We start from the raw sequence: 17,073 nt of genomic DNA, 5'->3' as shown, positions 1-17,073 counted from the left end.
ACAATCTTGTCAGGCGTATGTACATTCATGTATAACGACCACCGAACGAAATAAAACAACTAACATTAGTATAACCTTTACTAACGAAGATGAGAACGACCATGGATATGCAATATAACGAGAGTGTGCGGTTTGCGCCGGCACTTAATAATATGACCCCCCCCCCCACATAATCGGCTGAAGCCGACTGCGGTTACCACGGGCTTCTTGCAGCCAGGCGCCGATCCCAAATCCGCCCACCGATACGATAACCGTATTCGCTTCACGGGGTTTCAACCGACCGATAGCGAAGCCCACGCCGTCAGCAATGCCATTGGCAATGAGGCATCGGCGGTCGATACCGATACCCTAGGAAGCGGCGGGAAGCCTGTCCTCGGGCCGCCTGAGGCAACACCTTTGGCGGCAGCGCAATCGATCTCCCAGCCGCTTTCGGATGCCATGCCCCGATGCCGGACCCCTGGGGTTGGCTCGTTCCGCCGAAAATTCATCAGCAGCGTTTTGTTCTGGATGCTGGCGTTGGGATTTCTTATCACCGAAATGCCCGAAGCGCAGGCGGCGAAAATCTCAGACTGTAGCGTTGCCTATCAGGACTTGGATACGTTTCTAACACCCAATTGTTTTGATAATGAAAGAAGCGATAAGATAACGGAGGAATCAGAAGCTTCGGTCATCAGGGATGCGGCGAGATACTTTTCGCGCACCGTGTCAAATCGGGTTCGCGCCTTGCTTGCCGTTTCCAAAGGCGGTTTCTCACCGCCAACCACCTCGCCAACCACCTCACGCGACACGCCGACCGGGATTAATGCCGGGGGCGACACGTTGCCGAGCAAGGGTATCGATAATGTGGCCATCGATATCGGAGCAAGCGACACCCGCTCCAAGGGGCGATTCGAAAGCGAATCCCAATACGTGCTCGTTACCACCGACAGAGTGCTCGACACCAAGTCGGTCGTAGGATTCGGCTTGGGAATCGAGAATTCCAGGGGGAGTGTTCAGACGCAGAATCTACGGCGCAGAGCGGAAGGCCTGACCCTGACCGCTTACGGAGCGCGGATACTCAATGAGAAGGCCACTTTGGTATTGGTGCCCCAGGTCGCTGTCACCTATCTGCGCAAGAACACCGAAAACTCCGATGGCAAACAACGGGCAAAAGCATGGCGAACGATGGGGTCGCTGGTACTGTTGGGGCAGCGTGCGCTGGACACTGTCGAGCTAACTGGGTTCGGTCAGTTGGTCTATACCTATGAGGACACCAGTGGCGGGGATTCCCTCTATGTCGGCCAAGGCGTCTTGAACGGCGAAGTGGCCTTCGTGGCGAATGAGACGGCTCAGCCTTTTCTCGGCGTGACTGGAAGCTACGATTTGGTTCGTAGCGCTTCCACTAGCGAGCGCCTCGGCTACGAGGCTTCTGTTGGCATTCGTTCAGCACAGGGCTCAAAACCAGTGATAAGCGCATCGATCTCTTATGCCCGACGCGGTGATGAAAAGACCAAGAGCATCAATCTTTTCTTGAAATTCTTCTGGTGATGCACAACGAAGATGACTTGCCGGAACGGCCAAACTTTCCAAATAACTAAACTTAAATGAGGTAAAAGCAATGCACAATTCTTTCTTAAAACATGGCAATGAGCCAGCACCGCGCCCAATCCGCAAAGGGGCTGCCAAATTTGGCGGGTTGCTCGGCGCGGTGGGTTTGTTCGCCGTTCTTTCGGCCTGCTCTCCAGAGGTCGTTTACGTCGAAAAACCTGTCGAAGTTATTGTCGAGGTTCCGGTCGAGGTTCCGGTCGAGGTTCCGGTCGAGGTTCTTGTCGAACGCCCCGAGTGCGAACTGCGCGACCTCTCTGCGTCCCTCAAGTTCGTCACCGAAGCATGGGCGGTGCCAGACCAAGAGATGAACGTGGGTGAAACGCTCAGCTTACAGATGCGGGTCAGTTCGGCTTCCTACATGACTGTCTTTTACGTCAGCACCTCATGCAAAGTCCACCGGTTGTTGCACAACGAGCCGGTTCCGGCCGGTCAGATCATCGATTTTCCAGGTCGCGGCAGCGGTATCCAGATGGTCGTTAAACCGCCGGCAGGAGAAGAAGCCTTCTACTTCGTGGCGACCCGCCAGAAGCTGATATTTCTGTCGAATACGGATATTCTGCGTGAAGCAAATGGAATCGCAAGACTCGACATGATCCCGAATCAGTTCTACGAAAGATTGGAACAGGCTCAAGGTCGTATCAATCCAGACGAATGGAGTATTACCACCCTCAAGACGTCCGTTCTCCAGCACTAAACAGGAGGGGAAAGGGTCATCATCCAAGTGCTTCGCAGAATACGCGCCGAGAGATAGGTGTGCGCCACTTGGGTTGCCGATGAGTCATTGACCAGCAAACCATTTAACCAATCACAAACCATTTAACCATCAAATAGGAAACAAAACCATGAAAACCATTATCAAATCCATAACCGATCGAAGTGTCAGGCATGCCGTATGGGTGGCTGTGTGCGTCAGCCTGATCCAGGTTGCGAGCATGCCGCTCGCGCAAGCGGGCGACGTCGACTCTTACCTGAAAGACCTCGACATCCGCCAGGTTCCGATGGCCCAGATCGAATCACCTCAAGCGACATCCGAGATATCTTCAAGCAATCTTAAGGTCGTTGCATCGGTAGATCGGGTTGACCGCACCTATCGCAACGGAGAGAATGTCGTACTCACCGTCACGACCACTGAAGACGCTTATTTATGGATCTTCGACACGGGTACCAGCGGTAAAGTGCACCAGATTTTCCCCAATCAATACACCAAAGAAAATTTCGTGCAGGCGAATTCGCCGACCACCATTCCTAGCGATGAGTACAATTTCGTTGTTTCGTATCCTGAGGGAACCGAGCTGTTGACCGTCATTGCGTCCGCTAGCGATGCGCCCTTGACCGATAAACTGGTTGCCGGCGTGACGGGGCCATTCTTGGCGTTAAACGGAACCGCAGAGTCGGTGGCCAAGGACCTCAGCGTATCTCTGAGCGACCAGCATCCGATCTGGGATAAAGATGTTCTGCTATTCCATATCAAGTAGCAGGATTACGGCAACCGCCGCGTCGGTGCGACCTTGATGCCGGCGCAGTGGGGTAGCGTGTGGCCGGCCGGGAGCGCGCCAAAGCCTGATTTGATGCGTCCCGGGTCGCGGGTCGCTTGCTGGGTGATCGTTGTCGCCATGGGCTTGGCGGCACTGTCAACATATCGGGTGAGTGCGGGAGAAATCATCAACGTTGATGACATCGCACGACAGCTGGCGCCCGCAAAACCTGAGTCGTTGAACCGATCACGAGGAATTGGGGTCGTAGCCGCACCGCCGACGGATGATTTCCGCAAGATGACTTTGCCGGCCATTAAGTTTGAGTTCGATTCTGACCGATTGACGAGCCAGGCCGTACGGCAATTGACCGAATTGGCCAAGGCGCTGAGTTTGGAGACGCTCCAGACTTTTTTCTTCGCGCTGCAAGGGCATACCGATAGCAGCGGCAGCGAAAGCTACAATCGCGATCTTTCCTTGCGTCGCGCCGTTGCAGTGAAGCGCCATCTCTCCCAAGAGCAGGGGGTGGCCGCAGACCGCCTAGTGGAGGTCGGGCTGGGGGAAGAGTTTCCCATCGCCGGACTCCGGCCGGCCGACGAGCGCAACCGGCGCGTCGAAATTATGAAACTGGGTTTGGCGCTGTCGTCGTCGGCTTCCGCCGACGAAGGGCAACGGGCAAGAACGAAACGAGCACTCCTGATCGGGATCGATAATTATGAGCGAGTCTCCCGCCTGAACGGGCCTGTCAATGATGCTCTTCAGATGGCGTCCTTCCTGTCCCGCGATCTCCAGTACGCCGAACACGACATCAAACTGCTCCTTGATGCAACGGCGACCCGCGCCAACATCCTTGCCGCAATAGATGACTGGCTGATCGCGCCGACCGCTCCTGGCGACGAGGTCTTTTTGTTCTTCAGCGGCCATGGCTTCCAACAACCCGACGATAACCAGGATGAGGCGGATGGACTAGACGAGACCTTGGTGCCGGTGGACGTGACCATACTACAGGACCGTAGCATCCAGGGAATGATCACGGATGATGATATCGCGGAACGGTTGAAACACTTGGTCGGAAGGCAAGTCTACATCGTAATTGATGCCTGCCATTCGGGTACGGTAACGCGCGGCATCGGCGATTGGAGATATGTGAAAACGCCTCGTTTGCCCGATGGGCGGCCGCTTCGCATAGCGGGCCGCAGCGAACGAACGCGAGGAGTAGGAAACGCCTTATTCCAACCCGAACTGTTCCTGTCCTCCGATACTCCCGATGTCACGGTTTGGACGGCGGTTAGGGCGGATCAGAAAGCGCTCGTGGACCGGGAGGCCGGACATGTTTCCGGCAGCGTGTTTACTCGGCGTCTGCTTTGGGGCGTGCGCGACGGCAGGGCCGACTCGGACCGGGACGGTGTCGTGACCAAACGCGAGCTGCACGACTACGTTCTCGCGCAGTCATCCACATACTGCGCTCAACATAAAGCCGATTGTAGCCAGGGCCTGACGCCGCAGTTCGACACGTCCGCGCAGCAAGTTGAATCACCCGTCTTCGGACGGCCGCGCACGGCGTTACCGCGCGCCGCTTCTCTGGCAAAGGATATCCTTCTCAGTCGGCCCGGTCGCGATGGGACGCCGGCCCGAGATCGGGTCCGATTAGACCTGAAACCGGGAGCAAAAATAGAAGTTGGTGCTGAACTCAATATCGTCGTGGACAGTGATCGAGATGGGTATCTTGTTTTGCTTGACATTGATGCAGGGGGGCATCTGGTTCAGATTTTTCCTAACGGACTGAGTCTCAAGGCAGGTCTTACTCACCGGATTCAGGCCGGGCGGCCGATGATTCTGCCGGGAGAAAGCGCAGAGTTCCAATTCCGCAGTACGCTTCCCGCAGGACGTGGCGCATTGATCGCGGTGGTCTCGAAAGAAAACCCACGCGTACAAAAACTAGCTTCAAGATACAAGGATTTGTCCGTCGTGCCGCATCCTGAAGCGTATCTTGTCGAGTTGGGGGAGGCGTTGCGTAGTGGCGCGGCAGAGCAAGGAGAGCGAGAGGGCAACGAATGGATCATGGGAAAGATCGAGTACGAAATCGTCTCCCAGTAAAGCGGCCCACAATGTTGACTCCCCACATGAACACCCGGTTCTGCCGTAATATCTGGCGTGACATGCGCCAAGCGGTGGTTCTGGGGTTTCTCATGTGGCTGGCGCCGTCGGCGCCGTCGGCAGAGGCAGAGGCGCTAGGTCTCAACTCGTTGCGTACCACCGCGCAAAACACCACGCGCTCGGCCATTAACTCAATCCGCACCATCATCCGACCCACACTCGGTATCGTGCGTGGCCGGGCCGGGCCGGTTACGGCATTGCATCTCAGTGACGACCGCAACCTGCTCTTGGTGATACTCGGGGACGGGAGCGTTCGTTTTTGGGACTTGAGACGCGGGGTGCAGCTCGGTTCTGCGATCGGCAACGGGATAATTTCTGGTCGGTTTCGTGGAGCAGGAAGCGATGCCGTCGCGGTGCGCCGCGATGGCGCCCTGTTCATGATCCGGGCCGACGGAACACTTCGGCATCTTGCCGCGAGGATGGCGTTCCCCCCGACCACGGCAACGGTCGTATCCGGCGACGGGCGCGGTGTTGCGTTCCGTGCAACCGTCGGTGATTGGCATTGGATGCACGTGGATTCGGGCTCGAGCCAACGGCTTGGTGATGCAGCGCATGACACTCAGCCGATCCTGTCTCTGGATGGTTTGAAGATCGCGTATCGCACAGAGCGGGGTGTCTGGGTTGTGCGGAATATCGGCGTTCCTGCAGTCGAGGAGGGAGGAGTCGAACTCGGCACCTGTGTGCGGGATGGGGTTCGGGCTTTAACCGGCGCCTTCACACCGGACGGCAGCCGGATTGTATTCGGTGATGAGCGGGGTGGTCTTTGCGTGTGGGCGGTTTCTGGACCGGGAAGTCCCAAGCGGTTCATCGCTCAGCAATCTGCGTATTCTGGCGCGATAGAATTGCTCGCAATCGGGTCGGAGGGACAACACGTAGCACTCGGCGGTGACGGCCAGACGGTGACGGTTTGGGCTATTGCTCCCAAGATTCGGCGGCAGGTCTCTCTGAAATTGACCGGGGGTCGTCCTGGGTCCCTGCTTATGGACGCTGAACGCGGATGGCTACTGGTCGGCGAACCCGGCGGAACAGTTGGAGTTTATTCCCTCCGAGAAGAAATGCGTATCGCACGCCTAGTGTCCATGGATCGCGGCTGGGCCGTTCTGGATCGGGAAGGGCGTTTCGACGGCTCTCAGAACGGGTTTGATAGCTTGGTCTGGGCGAGCGAGACCGAGTCGGATACACTCCCTCTCGCTTCCTTCTCGAAAAACCATCACGAGCCCGGGCTCCTGGCCAAGCTCAATGATGCCTCGCCTGTGTTTTTGAACGAGGATATCCGCAACCTGTCCGAGGATGGATATGTCCGTCCGCCCAAGATCACCATCGACCCGGTGAATGTGCGAGACACTGACCCGCAGGGGCGCCTGCGGATTCGGGTGCAGGTCGAGCCCGGCTATTGCTGTGAAGTCGCCGAGATTCGCCTGTATCACAACGGAAAACTGTTCTCTTCAGACCGCGACACCTCCGATGGTGACTATCTGGTTCGGTTGCTGCCCGGAGAGAACATCTTTACGGTGGTCGGAGTCGGGCCGGGAGGGGTGGAGGGACCAAGCGCATCGGCCTCAGTCACGACGACCGCGCCAGAATCGCCAAGCTTGTCCATGCGGATAATCGCAATCGGGATTGACGACTACAACCTGCCGAGTTGGCAGCTACAGAACAGTCGTAACGATGCTGATGCCGTTCTGGACACCCTGCGCCAAAGAGCGAGTGCTGTGTTCGACGACGTGAAGACGATCAAATTACTGGATTCGGCTGCGAATTTACAGGCGATCAAAGAGCGCATTACGGAAAACATGCCATCGCCGGACGATGTGCTGGTGGTTTTTCTTGCCGGTCATGGCTACGCCCTCCAACAACGCGAAAATAAACAATGGGAGTGGTATTTCCTGCCCTTCACAACCGTCTGGAGCGAGGGAGTCGACTGGGAGACAATGCTTCCCCGCCATGGGTTGTCTAGCCAGCAGTTGATGAGTTTTCTAACGAAAGCCGCGGCTCGTCGAGTGTTTCTCATTCTCGATTCGTGCAAGTCCGGAGCGGTGGTTGACATGATGAATAATCCCGGAGGATGGATGCTCACCGATTCGGCCGGACAAAAGGCACTGAGCACACTTGCGCGCGTCGGGGGTATTCACGTGCTGGCGGCATCGCGAGCGGAAGAAGATGCCGTGGAGCTGAATACCGTTCCGCACGGTGCCTTGACGTATTTGGTTCTGGAAGGAATGGGGGTGGGCGGCACTACTGACGCTGACAAGAATCAGGACAACAAATTTTCTATACGCGAGATAATCGGATACGCGAATAAACAGATGCCGTTGCTCGCCAAGCGGTTAATCCAGGAAAGGATCAGCCAGAATCCTGTCGATTATTCGTACGGCGAGGACTTTGTGCTTGGCGAATTGTAGTCGGCGGCAGGATGGGGTGGACCTCATGGTCGTGGAATCGCAGGAGGGTCGTGCGTCGTGTCCCGCGTCTCGGCGCTTCGCTGATTATCTTCGTGTGCATCGCGGCGGGCTGCTCAGTAGCGGGGCGGTCTGCGCCTCTGGGGGTTTGCCCGCAGCCGGCGTGCGAAGGTTGGGAGTTTCTCCCGTTCTCTCACCGGGGAATCCCGCTGACCGGCTTCCGCAAACCCGGCGGCAATGACTCGGGCCGTCTGGTCGTCTACATTGAGGGAGATGGGGAGGGCTGGCGAAGCCGGTCTCGCTTATCCAGGAACCCGACACCGATGGACCCGGTCGGGCTACGGCTTGCGATACAGGACTCAAGGCCCGGGGTCGTCTATCTGGCCCGCCCATGCCAGTACGTCCATCCCGAACTTCTCGATCGTTGCCATCCGTCGCTCTGGTCAACCGCCCGCTATTCGGAGCATGTCGTAGAAACGATGAGCCGTGCGGTCACGGCGGCAAAACGCTCTGTAGGTGACCGGATTACTCTGGTGGGATATTCCGGCGGCGGGGTAATCGTGGCACTGCTGGCCTCGCGCCGGTCGGATGTGGATCGGTTGATCACAATCGCCGCCCCTCTGGATACGAAGACCTGGGCCGAGTACCACGGCGTGTCGCCCCTACAGGCATCCTTGAACCCGCTCGCGAGTGTTTCCGCCACCGGTTCGGTGCGTGAATTTCACTTCCATGGCGGACGGGACCAAACTGTGCCGCCTGAGGCCATCAAGCGGTATATCCGCCAAGCCGCCCGCGAAGGTGTTCGCTTCTTCATGATAACCGAGTATGATCACGGCTGTTGCTGGGTGCGCGATTGGCCGACGCTACTGGCCATGACAGATGCACGGGGACGCTCGTCTCGCTCTCCTGTTGGCGTGAAGCCGCCCAGGCTCAGTATAGATGCGGTGAAGCAGTGAATTGCAATAAAAATCGGGGGTTCTGGCTGTGGATTGACTCGAACCACAACTCAGGGCGCCCGCAATGAAGGTTTTGGCTTTCAATACCCGCGATCGAATTGCCTGAATGTTTTCTTGTTACTGTGAGTCCGTCGCTTGGCAAGCACTTCAATCGACCCAATAATACGGGATATACTTCGAATAAGCCGCCAATAACAAAATCAGATTGTGAAGAGAAAATTAAATTTGCAACTCAGGCAGTCTCTGGTTATTTCTTAATTTCTTGACTTCAGATATTATCTTCCGTAGTATTGATTTTGTTATATTGATGGCATAAAAGGCGCTCAGTATTTTCGAGGTAAAAGTCAGATCAAGGTCCACAAGCAGGTCTGATTGAGACCAATTCAACTTCAATGTATCGAAAATACCAGTAACCGTCTTTAACAAGCTTACTTGAACAGAGATTCTTGGGGAATCCGACTATGACTTGTACCGCGTTAATGAACTATGGATTACCCTCGATTATTTTGAATCCGCTCAAGTATATTAACGGGGATTGCGCGGAATTAATCAGCTCAAAATTGATCGTTATCAGGTTGTAATCATGCACGCTACAAAAATTCGTACCGCAACAATTTATGCGGAGTGCGCGATTGAAGAAAATAAGCGCCGGTGCGATGTTATTGATGCCGAAATTACCGCAACCATTCCCGGATTATTCGAGGAAAGGGTAAGGCGCAGTCCCGACAAAAAAGCCTATTCGCAATTCGATCCAGTCCGCAATGAATGGGTTGAATACACTTGGCGGGATATGGCGGAAGACGTTCAGCATTGGCGCCGCGCAATCGCTGCCGATGGCTTGATGGCCGGGGAGCGCGCGGCCATTCGCATGTCCAACTCCAGAGAGTGGGTTTTATTCGACCAGGCGGCATTGGCCCAGGGCTTGATCGTTGTGCCGGTTTATGTCGAAGATCGCGCCGACAACATTGCCTATATTCTTGAGGATACCGAAACCCGGTTGTTGTTGCTTGAAAAATACGCGCAGTGGTTGGAGATGGAACAGCAGTTGCCATCGTTAACGGCGTTAAAGCGCGTGGTTATCGTTCATGACGATAATGATGGAATTGAAAACTGTAGCGATGCCAGGGTAATGTCATTGCATGCCTGGTTGGCTGCGGCGATGCCGATTCCGCCGCAAAACCCGGCGATTGATGTAGACGATTTGGCGACCATCGTTTATACCTCGGGCACAACCGGAAAACCAAAGGGGGTGATGCTGTCGCACGCCAACATGCTGTTGAATGCCTATGGCGGATTGCAAAGCGTGGCGGTGTATCCCTCGGATCAATTTCTTTCCTTCTTGCCCTTGTCGCACATGTTTGAACGAACCGCGGGGTACTATTTGACCATGATGGCGGGCGCCGCAGTTGCGTTCAACCGCTCAATTCCACAACTATTGGAAGATATGGCGGAAATCAAGCCGACCTGCATGATTACCGTGCCGAGAATTTTCGAACGCGCCCACTCGAAAATCAAGACCCGGTTGGACCAAGGGCCAAGATTAAAAAAATGGTTGTTTGAACAGGCGGTCGCCGTGGGCTGGCAATGTTTCGAACATCAGCATGGTCGATCAAAGTGGCGCGCGCGGCAGTGTTTCTGGCCCCTGCTCAAGACCCTGGTTGCCAGCAAAGTGACACAGCAATTTGGCGGTCGATTGCGCTTTGTGGTCAGCGGCGGCGCCCGCTTAGCGCCGAATGTGGCCAAAGTGTTTATTGGTCTCGGCATTAACATCCTGCAGGGTTATGGATTGACCGAAAGCGGTCCGGTGCTGACCTCGAATACCCTGTCCCGAAATAATCCGAGTTCCATCGGCTTGCCGATTCGCGGCGCCGAACTACGATTGGGAGACAATGATGAATTGCAAGCCAAAGGGCCCTATATTATGATGGGCTATTGGAACAACCCGCAAGCCACCGCCCAAGCCATAAATTCAGAAGGCTGGCTGATGACCGGCGATGTTGCCCATATTTCGGAGCAGGGGTTTGTTTCCATCACCGGCAGGATCAAGGAGATCATCGTGTTGGTGAATGGCGAGAAAGTGCCGCCGGCGGATATGGAGTCGGCGATAATCAACGATCCGTTGTTCGAGCAAGCGATGGTGATCGGCGAAGGCAAAGCCTACCTCACGGCCCTTATTGTGTTAAGCCCTGAGGTTTGGCCCAAAGTCGCCTTAGCGCTTGGCGTTGATCGGTCCGATAAAGCGGCATTGGCAAGCGAAAAAGTGCAGCAATTTGTGTTGGACAAAATCGCCGATCAATTAACCGAATTTCCGGGCTACGCCTTCATCCGCCAGGTAACGCTGTCCACCGAGGTGTGGAGCGTTAGCGATGGCGCCATTACGCCCACGCTCAAGCTCAAGCGACCGGTGCTGATGCAACGATTTAAGGACGCCATTGAGTTGATGTATCACCCGCCGTAGAAAAGATTTATCCGCAGATGACGCAGATAAAGGAAAAGCTAAGGTTATGTCTTGCGTATAAAAGACCTGAGTTAAATCTGTGAAAATCCGCGCCATCTGCGGATACTTCATGATCATCGTTCTTGGCAGCCGCGTGAAATTCCCATTTGCGATTCATATATGGCATAATCGGGCGCGCAAAAATGCTGGCCGCAAAATGATGGTCGTCCAGCAACATCAAACATTCAACTCACCCTTTTTAAGGAATTAACATGAATTTACTGATTTCAGACGCTTGGGCGCAATTTGGTTCAGAGGGCGGCAGCGGGCTGGTTGGCATTCTGCCCATGGTGCTCATCTTTGCTGTTTTCTATTTCTTGCTGATCCGGCCGCAGCAAAAACGCTCAAAGGAACACAAAATCATGGTCGCCGCCATATCCAAAGGCGACGAAATCGTGACCAATGGCGGCACGCTCGGCAAAGTGACCGATGTGGATGATAATTTTGTCTCCGTGGAAATCGCCGCCGGTGTCACCATCAAAGTCCAGCGCACGGCGATAGCCCAAATGATGCCCAAAGGAACGGTGAAATCGCAGCAATCAAGTGCGCTAGTCAAGGCGAAATAATGCGCCTGAAATAATGCACGAGCGCACGCCGCCATTCACCTCGTAACTTCAGTTCCCGATGTTTAACCAAACTGCCTGGTGGAAATTCATGGTGATTATCACCGTTGTGCTGTTCGGCCTGATTTATGCGGCGCCGAATATTTTCGGCAGCGATCCGGGCATTCAAATACGCGGCGCCAGAGGGTTAAGCGTTGAATCCGCCGTGCTTGGGCGCGTACAATCTACATTGGACGCACAGTCCATTTCATTCAAATCCATTTCCCGGGATGCCAAGGGCATTAAAATCAGGTTTGAAAATGATGAAGCGCAATTGCGCGCAAAAGAGTTAATAGAAAAAGAATTGGGCAATAACTATTCATCGGCGCTGACGTTATTAACCGGCGCGCCGAGCTGGCTCACCGAGTTGGGGGTATTGCCGATGTATTTGGGCCTTGATCTGCGCGGTGGCGTCCATTTCCTGCTGCAAGTCGATATGCAAAGCGCAGTTAAACGCGCCCAGGAACGCTATCAGGACAATATAAAAACAATCTTGCGGGAGAATAAATTGCGTTACAGAACGGTACTGCTGAACCCTCAGGGTCAATTGGAAACCACCATTCGCAATCCCGATCACTGGCAACAGGCGTACGATATTCTGATTAAGGAACTGCCCGATCTGGAGATTAGCGACGATGACAGCCGAGCGGAAATTATTTTGGCGCAACTGAGCCAAACCCAAACTGATGAAATTAAAAAGTTTGCGCTGGAACAAAACCTGACCGCCTTGCGTAATCGGGTTGACCAGTTAGGCGTGGCTGAACCGGTGGTGCAGCAGCAAGGCGATGATCGTATCGTGATCCAGTTGCCCGGGGTGCAGGACACGGCCAGGGCGAAAGCCATTCTCGGCCGGGCGGCTACCCTTGAAATGCATTTGGTGGATGAAAAAAACAACACCTCGGCGATTGCTTCCGGGCAAGCGCCGTCCGGGTCGCGAATTTTCAAATTCCGCGACGGCCGGAGAATTTTGCTTCATAAACGAGTGATTTACTCCGGCGACAGTATTGTCGATGCGGCGGCCAGTCTGGATGCCCAAACGGGCGGCCCTATCGTTAGCATCACGCTCGATTCCGCCGCCGCCACCATCAATAGCCGGGTGACCGGCGAGAACATCAATAACCGTATGGCAGTGGTTTACCTTGAAATCACCTCCGCAATCAAGAAAGACGCGGACGGCAATATTGTTCTCGGCGATGACGGCAAGCCGGTGCGCGTGACCAATCGGCTGGAAGAGGTTTTGACCGCGCCGGTGATCCGCGATCAACTGGGCAAGCGCTATCAGATTGAAGGACTCGATTCGGTGGAAGAAGCGCGCGACTTGTCGTTGATGTTGCGCTCCGGCACTTTGGCGGCACCGGTTGAGATCATCGAAGAACGCACGGTGGGCCCCAGTTTGGGGCAAGCGAATATCAGCCAGGGCTTTCGTTCGGTGATGGTCGGGTTTGTATTGGTGTTGATTTTTATGCTGGTTTATTACCGCGTATTCGGTTTTACCGCGATACTTGCGTTGACCCTGAACCTGGTGCTCATCGTTGCTGTTTTGTCGCTGCTACAGGCAACCCTCACGCTGCCCGGTGTCGCCGGGATCGTATTGACCGTGGGCATGGCGGTCGATGCCAATGTGTTGATATTCGAGCGCATACGCGAAGAGGTGCGTAATGGCAACTCGCCGCAGGCCAGTATTTACCTGGGCTATGACCGCGCGCTTTCCACCATTGTGGATGCCAACATCACCACACTGATTGCGGCTGTGGTTTTGTTCAACTTTGGCACCGGCCCGATCAAGGGATTTGCAGTGACCCTGAGTATCGGCATTATCACTTCGATGTTTACCGCAATCATGCTGACCAGAATGTTAATTAACCTGTTCTATGGCGGCAAAATTGTCAAGCGGCTGGCGATCTAGCGGGTTGATTATCATGTTTATTTTTGGCGGGCAATGGAAATACTAAAAAAACAAACGCGTTTTGATTTTCTGGGCAAGCGCAAAATCGCGCTGGTTATTTCCTGCGTATTAATGCTGATCAGCATTGCCAGTCTTTTTGCCAAAGGATTAAATCTGGGCATCGACTTCACCGGCGGCACGCTGGTGGAAGTGGGCTATCGCAACGCCGTGCAAATCGAGTCAGTTAGATCGGCATTGCAGGACAGCGGATTTGACGACGCCGTGGTGCAGCATTTCGGCACGCCGCGAGATGTCATGGTGCGCTTGCCGGCCACGTTTTCCAGAGAAAGCGTCAACGCCGCGGAAATCAGCAGCAGCGTGATGGAAGCGTTGCGATTGCCATTCGGTGAGTTGCTGGTCGAGTCGTCAAACGTCGCGCAGCAGCAATGCGTCTCGAATGAAACGACCGTCGATTGTCAGGTGCAGATGCGGCGGGTGGAATTCGTCGGCCCGCAAGTCGGCGATGAACTGGCAAACGAGGGTGGATTGGCAATGTTGTACGCCCTGCTTGGCATCCTGATTTATGTCACCTACCGGTTTGAATGGCGCTTCGCGGTTGGCTCGGTTATCGCGCTGGTGCATGACGTGACCATTACCGTTGGGACTTTTTCCCTGTTTCAATTGGATTTTTCGTTGCCGGTGCTGGCGGCGGTACTGGCGGTGATTGGTTATTCGCTGAATGACACCATCGTGGTGTATGACCGCATCCGCGAAAACTTCCGCAAAATGCGCAAAAGCGATATCGTGGAAATCATGAACGCCGCCATCAATCAAACGCTGCCGCGGACAATACTGACGTCGTTGACCACGTTGCTGGTTGTGGTCACGTTATTGCTGTTGGGCGGCGAGGTGATTCGCGGGTTTTCCTTGGCCTTGTTCATCGGCGTAATCATCGGCACCTATTCATCAATTTTTGTGGCCAGCCCGGCAGTGATGACGCTCGGCATAAGCCGTGAAGACATGATGCCGGTGCAAAAAGAAGGCGACAACGCAGGTGGAAACGTCGGCCCCCAACCCTAACCGTTTCAAACCCGTATGCGTTGCCCATTTTGCTCCAATGACGACACTCGAGTAGTCGATTCGAGACTGGGGGATAGCGGTGACAATGTTCGCCGGCGGCGGGAATGTCAGGCATGTTCACAACGGTTCACTACCTTTGAGCAGGTGGTTTTTGAAATGCCGCGAGTGATCAAATCTGACGGTCGGCGGGAAAAATTTGATCAGGAAAAGCTGCGCAGGGGAATTACCCGCGCGCTGGAAAAAAGGCCGATTGAAATGGAATCTGTCGAAGGCGCGATAAATTGCATCATGCGCCAGTTTGCCCGCAAAGGCGATCGGGAAATTGATGCCAAGCAAATCGGCGAGGCGGTCATGGATGCGCTTAGGCAGTTGGACGAAGTCGCGTATGTGCGATTCGCATCGGTTTACCGCCGTTTTCAGGACCCCGAAGCGTTTAGCGACGAAGTGGAAAAATTACGAGCGTCATGGTCCAGCCGGGGAAGCGACTCTCAGTTGTCGCTGTTGCCGGGCAAGGAGAGTAAGCGATGAACTTGTTTTCAGGATTTAAGGAGAACCAGCAAGCGCAGCGCAAGCAAGTGAAACTGGGGCAATCGCAGCAGACAACGGCGGCCGATGCGGCCGATCAAACAGGCGACAGCATCAGCGACAACATTAAATTGCGCCGCGGCGAGGACCATGTCTATGACCATGTCTATGACCATGGCTATGACGAGGGCTATATGGCCAGGGCGCTGCAACTCGCGCGAAAGGGGGTGACGACTTGCCACCCCAATCCGGCGGTGGGCTGCGTCATCGTCAACAACGGGGAAGTTGTGGGCGAGGGATGGCATGATTTCGCCGGACGCGCCCATGCGGAAATCAATGCGTTGAAACAAGCGGGGAAGTCTTCAGCCGGAGCGACGATGTATGTCACCTTGGAACCTTGCAGCCATCACGGCAAAACGCCTCCCTGCGTCAAGTCAATTATCAAATTCCGAATCAGTCGGGCAGTCATCGCCACCGAAGACCCCAACCCGCGGGTGAACGGCGCGGGCATTGCCGCATTGCGGCGCGCCGGTGTTGCCGTGACCACCGGCATCGGCGAGCATCAATCTCGACAACTGAACCGCGGATTTATCAAGCGCATCACCACCGGCATCCCTTGGGTGACGCTTAAAATCGCAACCAGCATGGATGGAAAAACCGCCATGGCGAACGGTGAAAGCCAATGGATTACGTCTCCACCAGCACGTCAAGATGCGCAAAAATTGCGCGCCGCGGCTTCCGGCATACTGACCGGTATCGGCACGGTGTTGCGCGATGACCCGAATATGAATGTGCGTCTCGATGGAGTCGAAGTGCAGCGTCAGCCATTGCGCATCATTCTCGACACCAATTTAAGCACCCCGGCTAATGCAAAAATTCTGGGCGGCGATGGCGCGGGCGGCAAGGTATTGATCATTACCGCAAATTCCGCAGACAGCGCGGCGGAAATTTTCTCGGATGACGCTGTTGAAATCATCCATTGCCGCACCGCCGGCGGCAAAATAGATTTGCACGAAGTGATGCTTGAACTGGGACAACGGGAAATGAACACGATCTTGCTTGAAGCCGGCGCAAGACTCAGTGGCAGCATGTTTGAACAAGGTTTGGTGGATGAAATCGTTGTTTACATGGCGCCTGATTTATTGGGCGGCGATGCCCGGGATATGTTCACAATTCCGCGGCTTGAACAACTTGCCGACAAACTACAGTTGGAATACCAGGACATCACCCGGGTCGGCCGCGACCTGCGCTTGACGCTATCGGTGGCGAAATAACGCCAGCCATGTTCACCGGAATCATACAGAGCATCGGCTCGGTTACCGCAATTTCATCCGCTGCGGATGGCGCGCGGTTGTCAATTGATCTCAAACAGCTTGATTTAGAACGGGTTCGCCTTGGTGATAGTATCGCGGTAAACGGGGCGTGTCTTACGATTAACCGACGCGAACAAAATATCGCGCATTTTGATGTGTCCCGCGAAACATTGGCAACATGCTTGATTGCCGAGTGGCCGGTCGGCGAGCGGATAAATCTGGAACTCGCCTTGACCTTGCAAACACCGATCGGCGGGCATCTGCTATCGGGGCATATCGACGGCACGGCAAAATTGGCTGACCGACAAGACCAGCATGGATTTGCCGTGATGCGGTTTGAAACCGATGGCGCCATTGGGAAATTCATCGCGGTCAAAGGCTCGGTGGCTATCGATGGCGTCAGTTTGACGGTCAATAAAGTGACGGATGACAATCATCGGACGCAGTTCGAAATCATGTTGGTCGCCCACACCCTTGCGGGCACAACATTAGGTGGCCTCGAACAAGATTCGCGGGTTCATGTTGAAGTGGATCAGGTTGCCCGGTACATTCAAAGGCTAAGCGAATGCGCAGGAAATCAAGAGGGTTGAACCCTATTAT

14 protein-coding genes are annotated in these 17,073 nt (G+C 54.8%); all 14 read left to right on the top strand.

Going from position 1 to position 17,073, the window contains the following annotated elements; genetic code table 11:
- Positions 1–207 precede the first annotated feature (207 nt).
- The 14 genes from ACP158_RS13565 to ACP158_RS13500 all read left to right on the top strand — a co-directional run bounded on the left by ACP158_RS13565 (position 208) and on the right by ACP158_RS13500 (position 17,063).
- Positions 208–1,527: a hypothetical protein gene (locus tag ACP158_RS13565; protein WP_424946643.1), complete on the top strand. Its 1,320-nt coding sequence runs from the start codon at positions 208–210 to the stop codon at positions 1,525–1,527.
- Positions 1,528–1,597: 70 nt separating this feature from the next.
- Positions 1,598–2,281 carry a DUF4384 domain-containing protein gene (locus ACP158_RS13560; protein WP_424946642.1) on the top strand — a complete coding sequence of 228 codons (684 nt, stop codon included), beginning with the start codon at positions 1,598–1,600 and terminating at the stop codon, positions 2,279–2,281.
- A 148-nt stretch (positions 2,282–2,429) separates the two neighbouring features.
- Entirely contained in the window at positions 2,430–3,062 is a 633-nt protein-coding gene (locus ACP158_RS13555; protein ID WP_424946641.1) for a DUF4384 domain-containing protein, read from the top strand.
- A gap of 123 nt (positions 3,063–3,185) precedes the next feature.
- A complete protein-coding gene (locus tag ACP158_RS13550; protein ID WP_424946640.1) occupies positions 3,186–5,156 on the top strand; it encodes a caspase family protein in 1,971 nt (656 codons plus the stop codon).
- Positions 5,157–5,182: 26 nt separating this feature from the next.
- Positions 5,183–7,618 (top strand): caspase family protein, encoded by a 2,436-nt coding sequence (locus ACP158_RS13545; protein WP_424946639.1) that lies wholly within the window; start codon positions 5,183–5,185, stop codon positions 7,616–7,618.
- A 476-nt stretch (positions 7,619–8,094) separates the two neighbouring features.
- Positions 8,095–8,571 carry an alpha/beta hydrolase gene (locus ACP158_RS13540; protein ID WP_424946638.1) on the top strand — a complete coding sequence of 159 codons (477 nt, stop codon included), beginning with the start codon at positions 8,095–8,097 and terminating at the stop codon, positions 8,569–8,571.
- A gap of 583 nt (positions 8,572–9,154) precedes the next feature.
- Positions 9,155–11,029, top strand: a complete 1,875-nt coding sequence (locus tag ACP158_RS13535; RefSeq protein WP_424946637.1) for an AMP-dependent synthetase/ligase — start codon at positions 9,155–9,157, stop codon at positions 11,027–11,029.
- A gap of 79 nt (positions 11,030–11,108) precedes the next feature.
- Entirely contained in the window at positions 11,109–11,279 is a 171-nt protein-coding gene (locus ACP158_RS13530; RefSeq protein ID WP_424946636.1) for a hypothetical protein, read from the top strand.
- Position 11,280: 1 nt separating this feature from the next.
- Positions 11,281–11,634, top strand: coding sequence for a preprotein translocase subunit YajC (yajC, locus tag ACP158_RS13525; protein ID WP_424946635.1), 354 nt, complete (start codon positions 11,281–11,283; stop codon positions 11,632–11,634).
- A gap of 58 nt (positions 11,635–11,692) precedes the next feature.
- Positions 11,693–13,576, top strand: a complete 1,884-nt coding sequence (gene secD / locus ACP158_RS13520; protein WP_424946634.1) for a protein translocase subunit SecD — start codon at positions 11,693–11,695, stop codon at positions 13,574–13,576.
- Between the two features lie 33 nt (positions 13,577–13,609).
- A complete protein-coding gene (gene secF / locus ACP158_RS13515; RefSeq protein WP_424946633.1) occupies positions 13,610–14,635 on the top strand; it encodes a protein translocase subunit SecF in 1,026 nt (341 codons plus the stop codon).
- 15 nt (positions 14,636–14,650) lie between these two features.
- The gene (gene nrdR, locus ACP158_RS13510) at positions 14,651–15,163 is read left to right on the top strand and encodes a transcriptional regulator NrdR (protein WP_424946632.1); all 513 of its coding nucleotides are present in this window, start codon (positions 14,651–14,653) and stop codon (positions 15,161–15,163) included.
- A complete protein-coding gene (gene ribD / locus ACP158_RS13505) occupies positions 15,160–16,434 on the top strand; it encodes a bifunctional diaminohydroxyphosphoribosylaminopyrimidine deaminase/5-amino-6-(5-phosphoribosylamino)uracil reductase RibD (RefSeq protein WP_424946631.1) in 1,275 nt (424 codons plus the stop codon). The genes nrdR and ribD overlap by 4 nt, the downstream gene beginning before the upstream one ends.
- Positions 16,435–16,442: 8 nt before the next feature.
- Positions 16,443–17,063, top strand: coding sequence for a riboflavin synthase (locus ACP158_RS13500; protein ID WP_424946630.1), 621 nt, complete (start codon positions 16,443–16,445; stop codon positions 17,061–17,063).
- Positions 17,064–17,073: the final 10 nt, after the last annotated feature.

It is taken from the genome of Candidatus Spongiihabitans sp. (genome assembly GCF_965247905.1).
Taxonomy (GTDB): domain Bacteria; phylum Pseudomonadota; class Gammaproteobacteria; order Arenicellales; family Poriferihabitantaceae; genus Spongiihabitans.
This window is presented reverse-complemented; position numbering and strand designations above follow the sequence as displayed.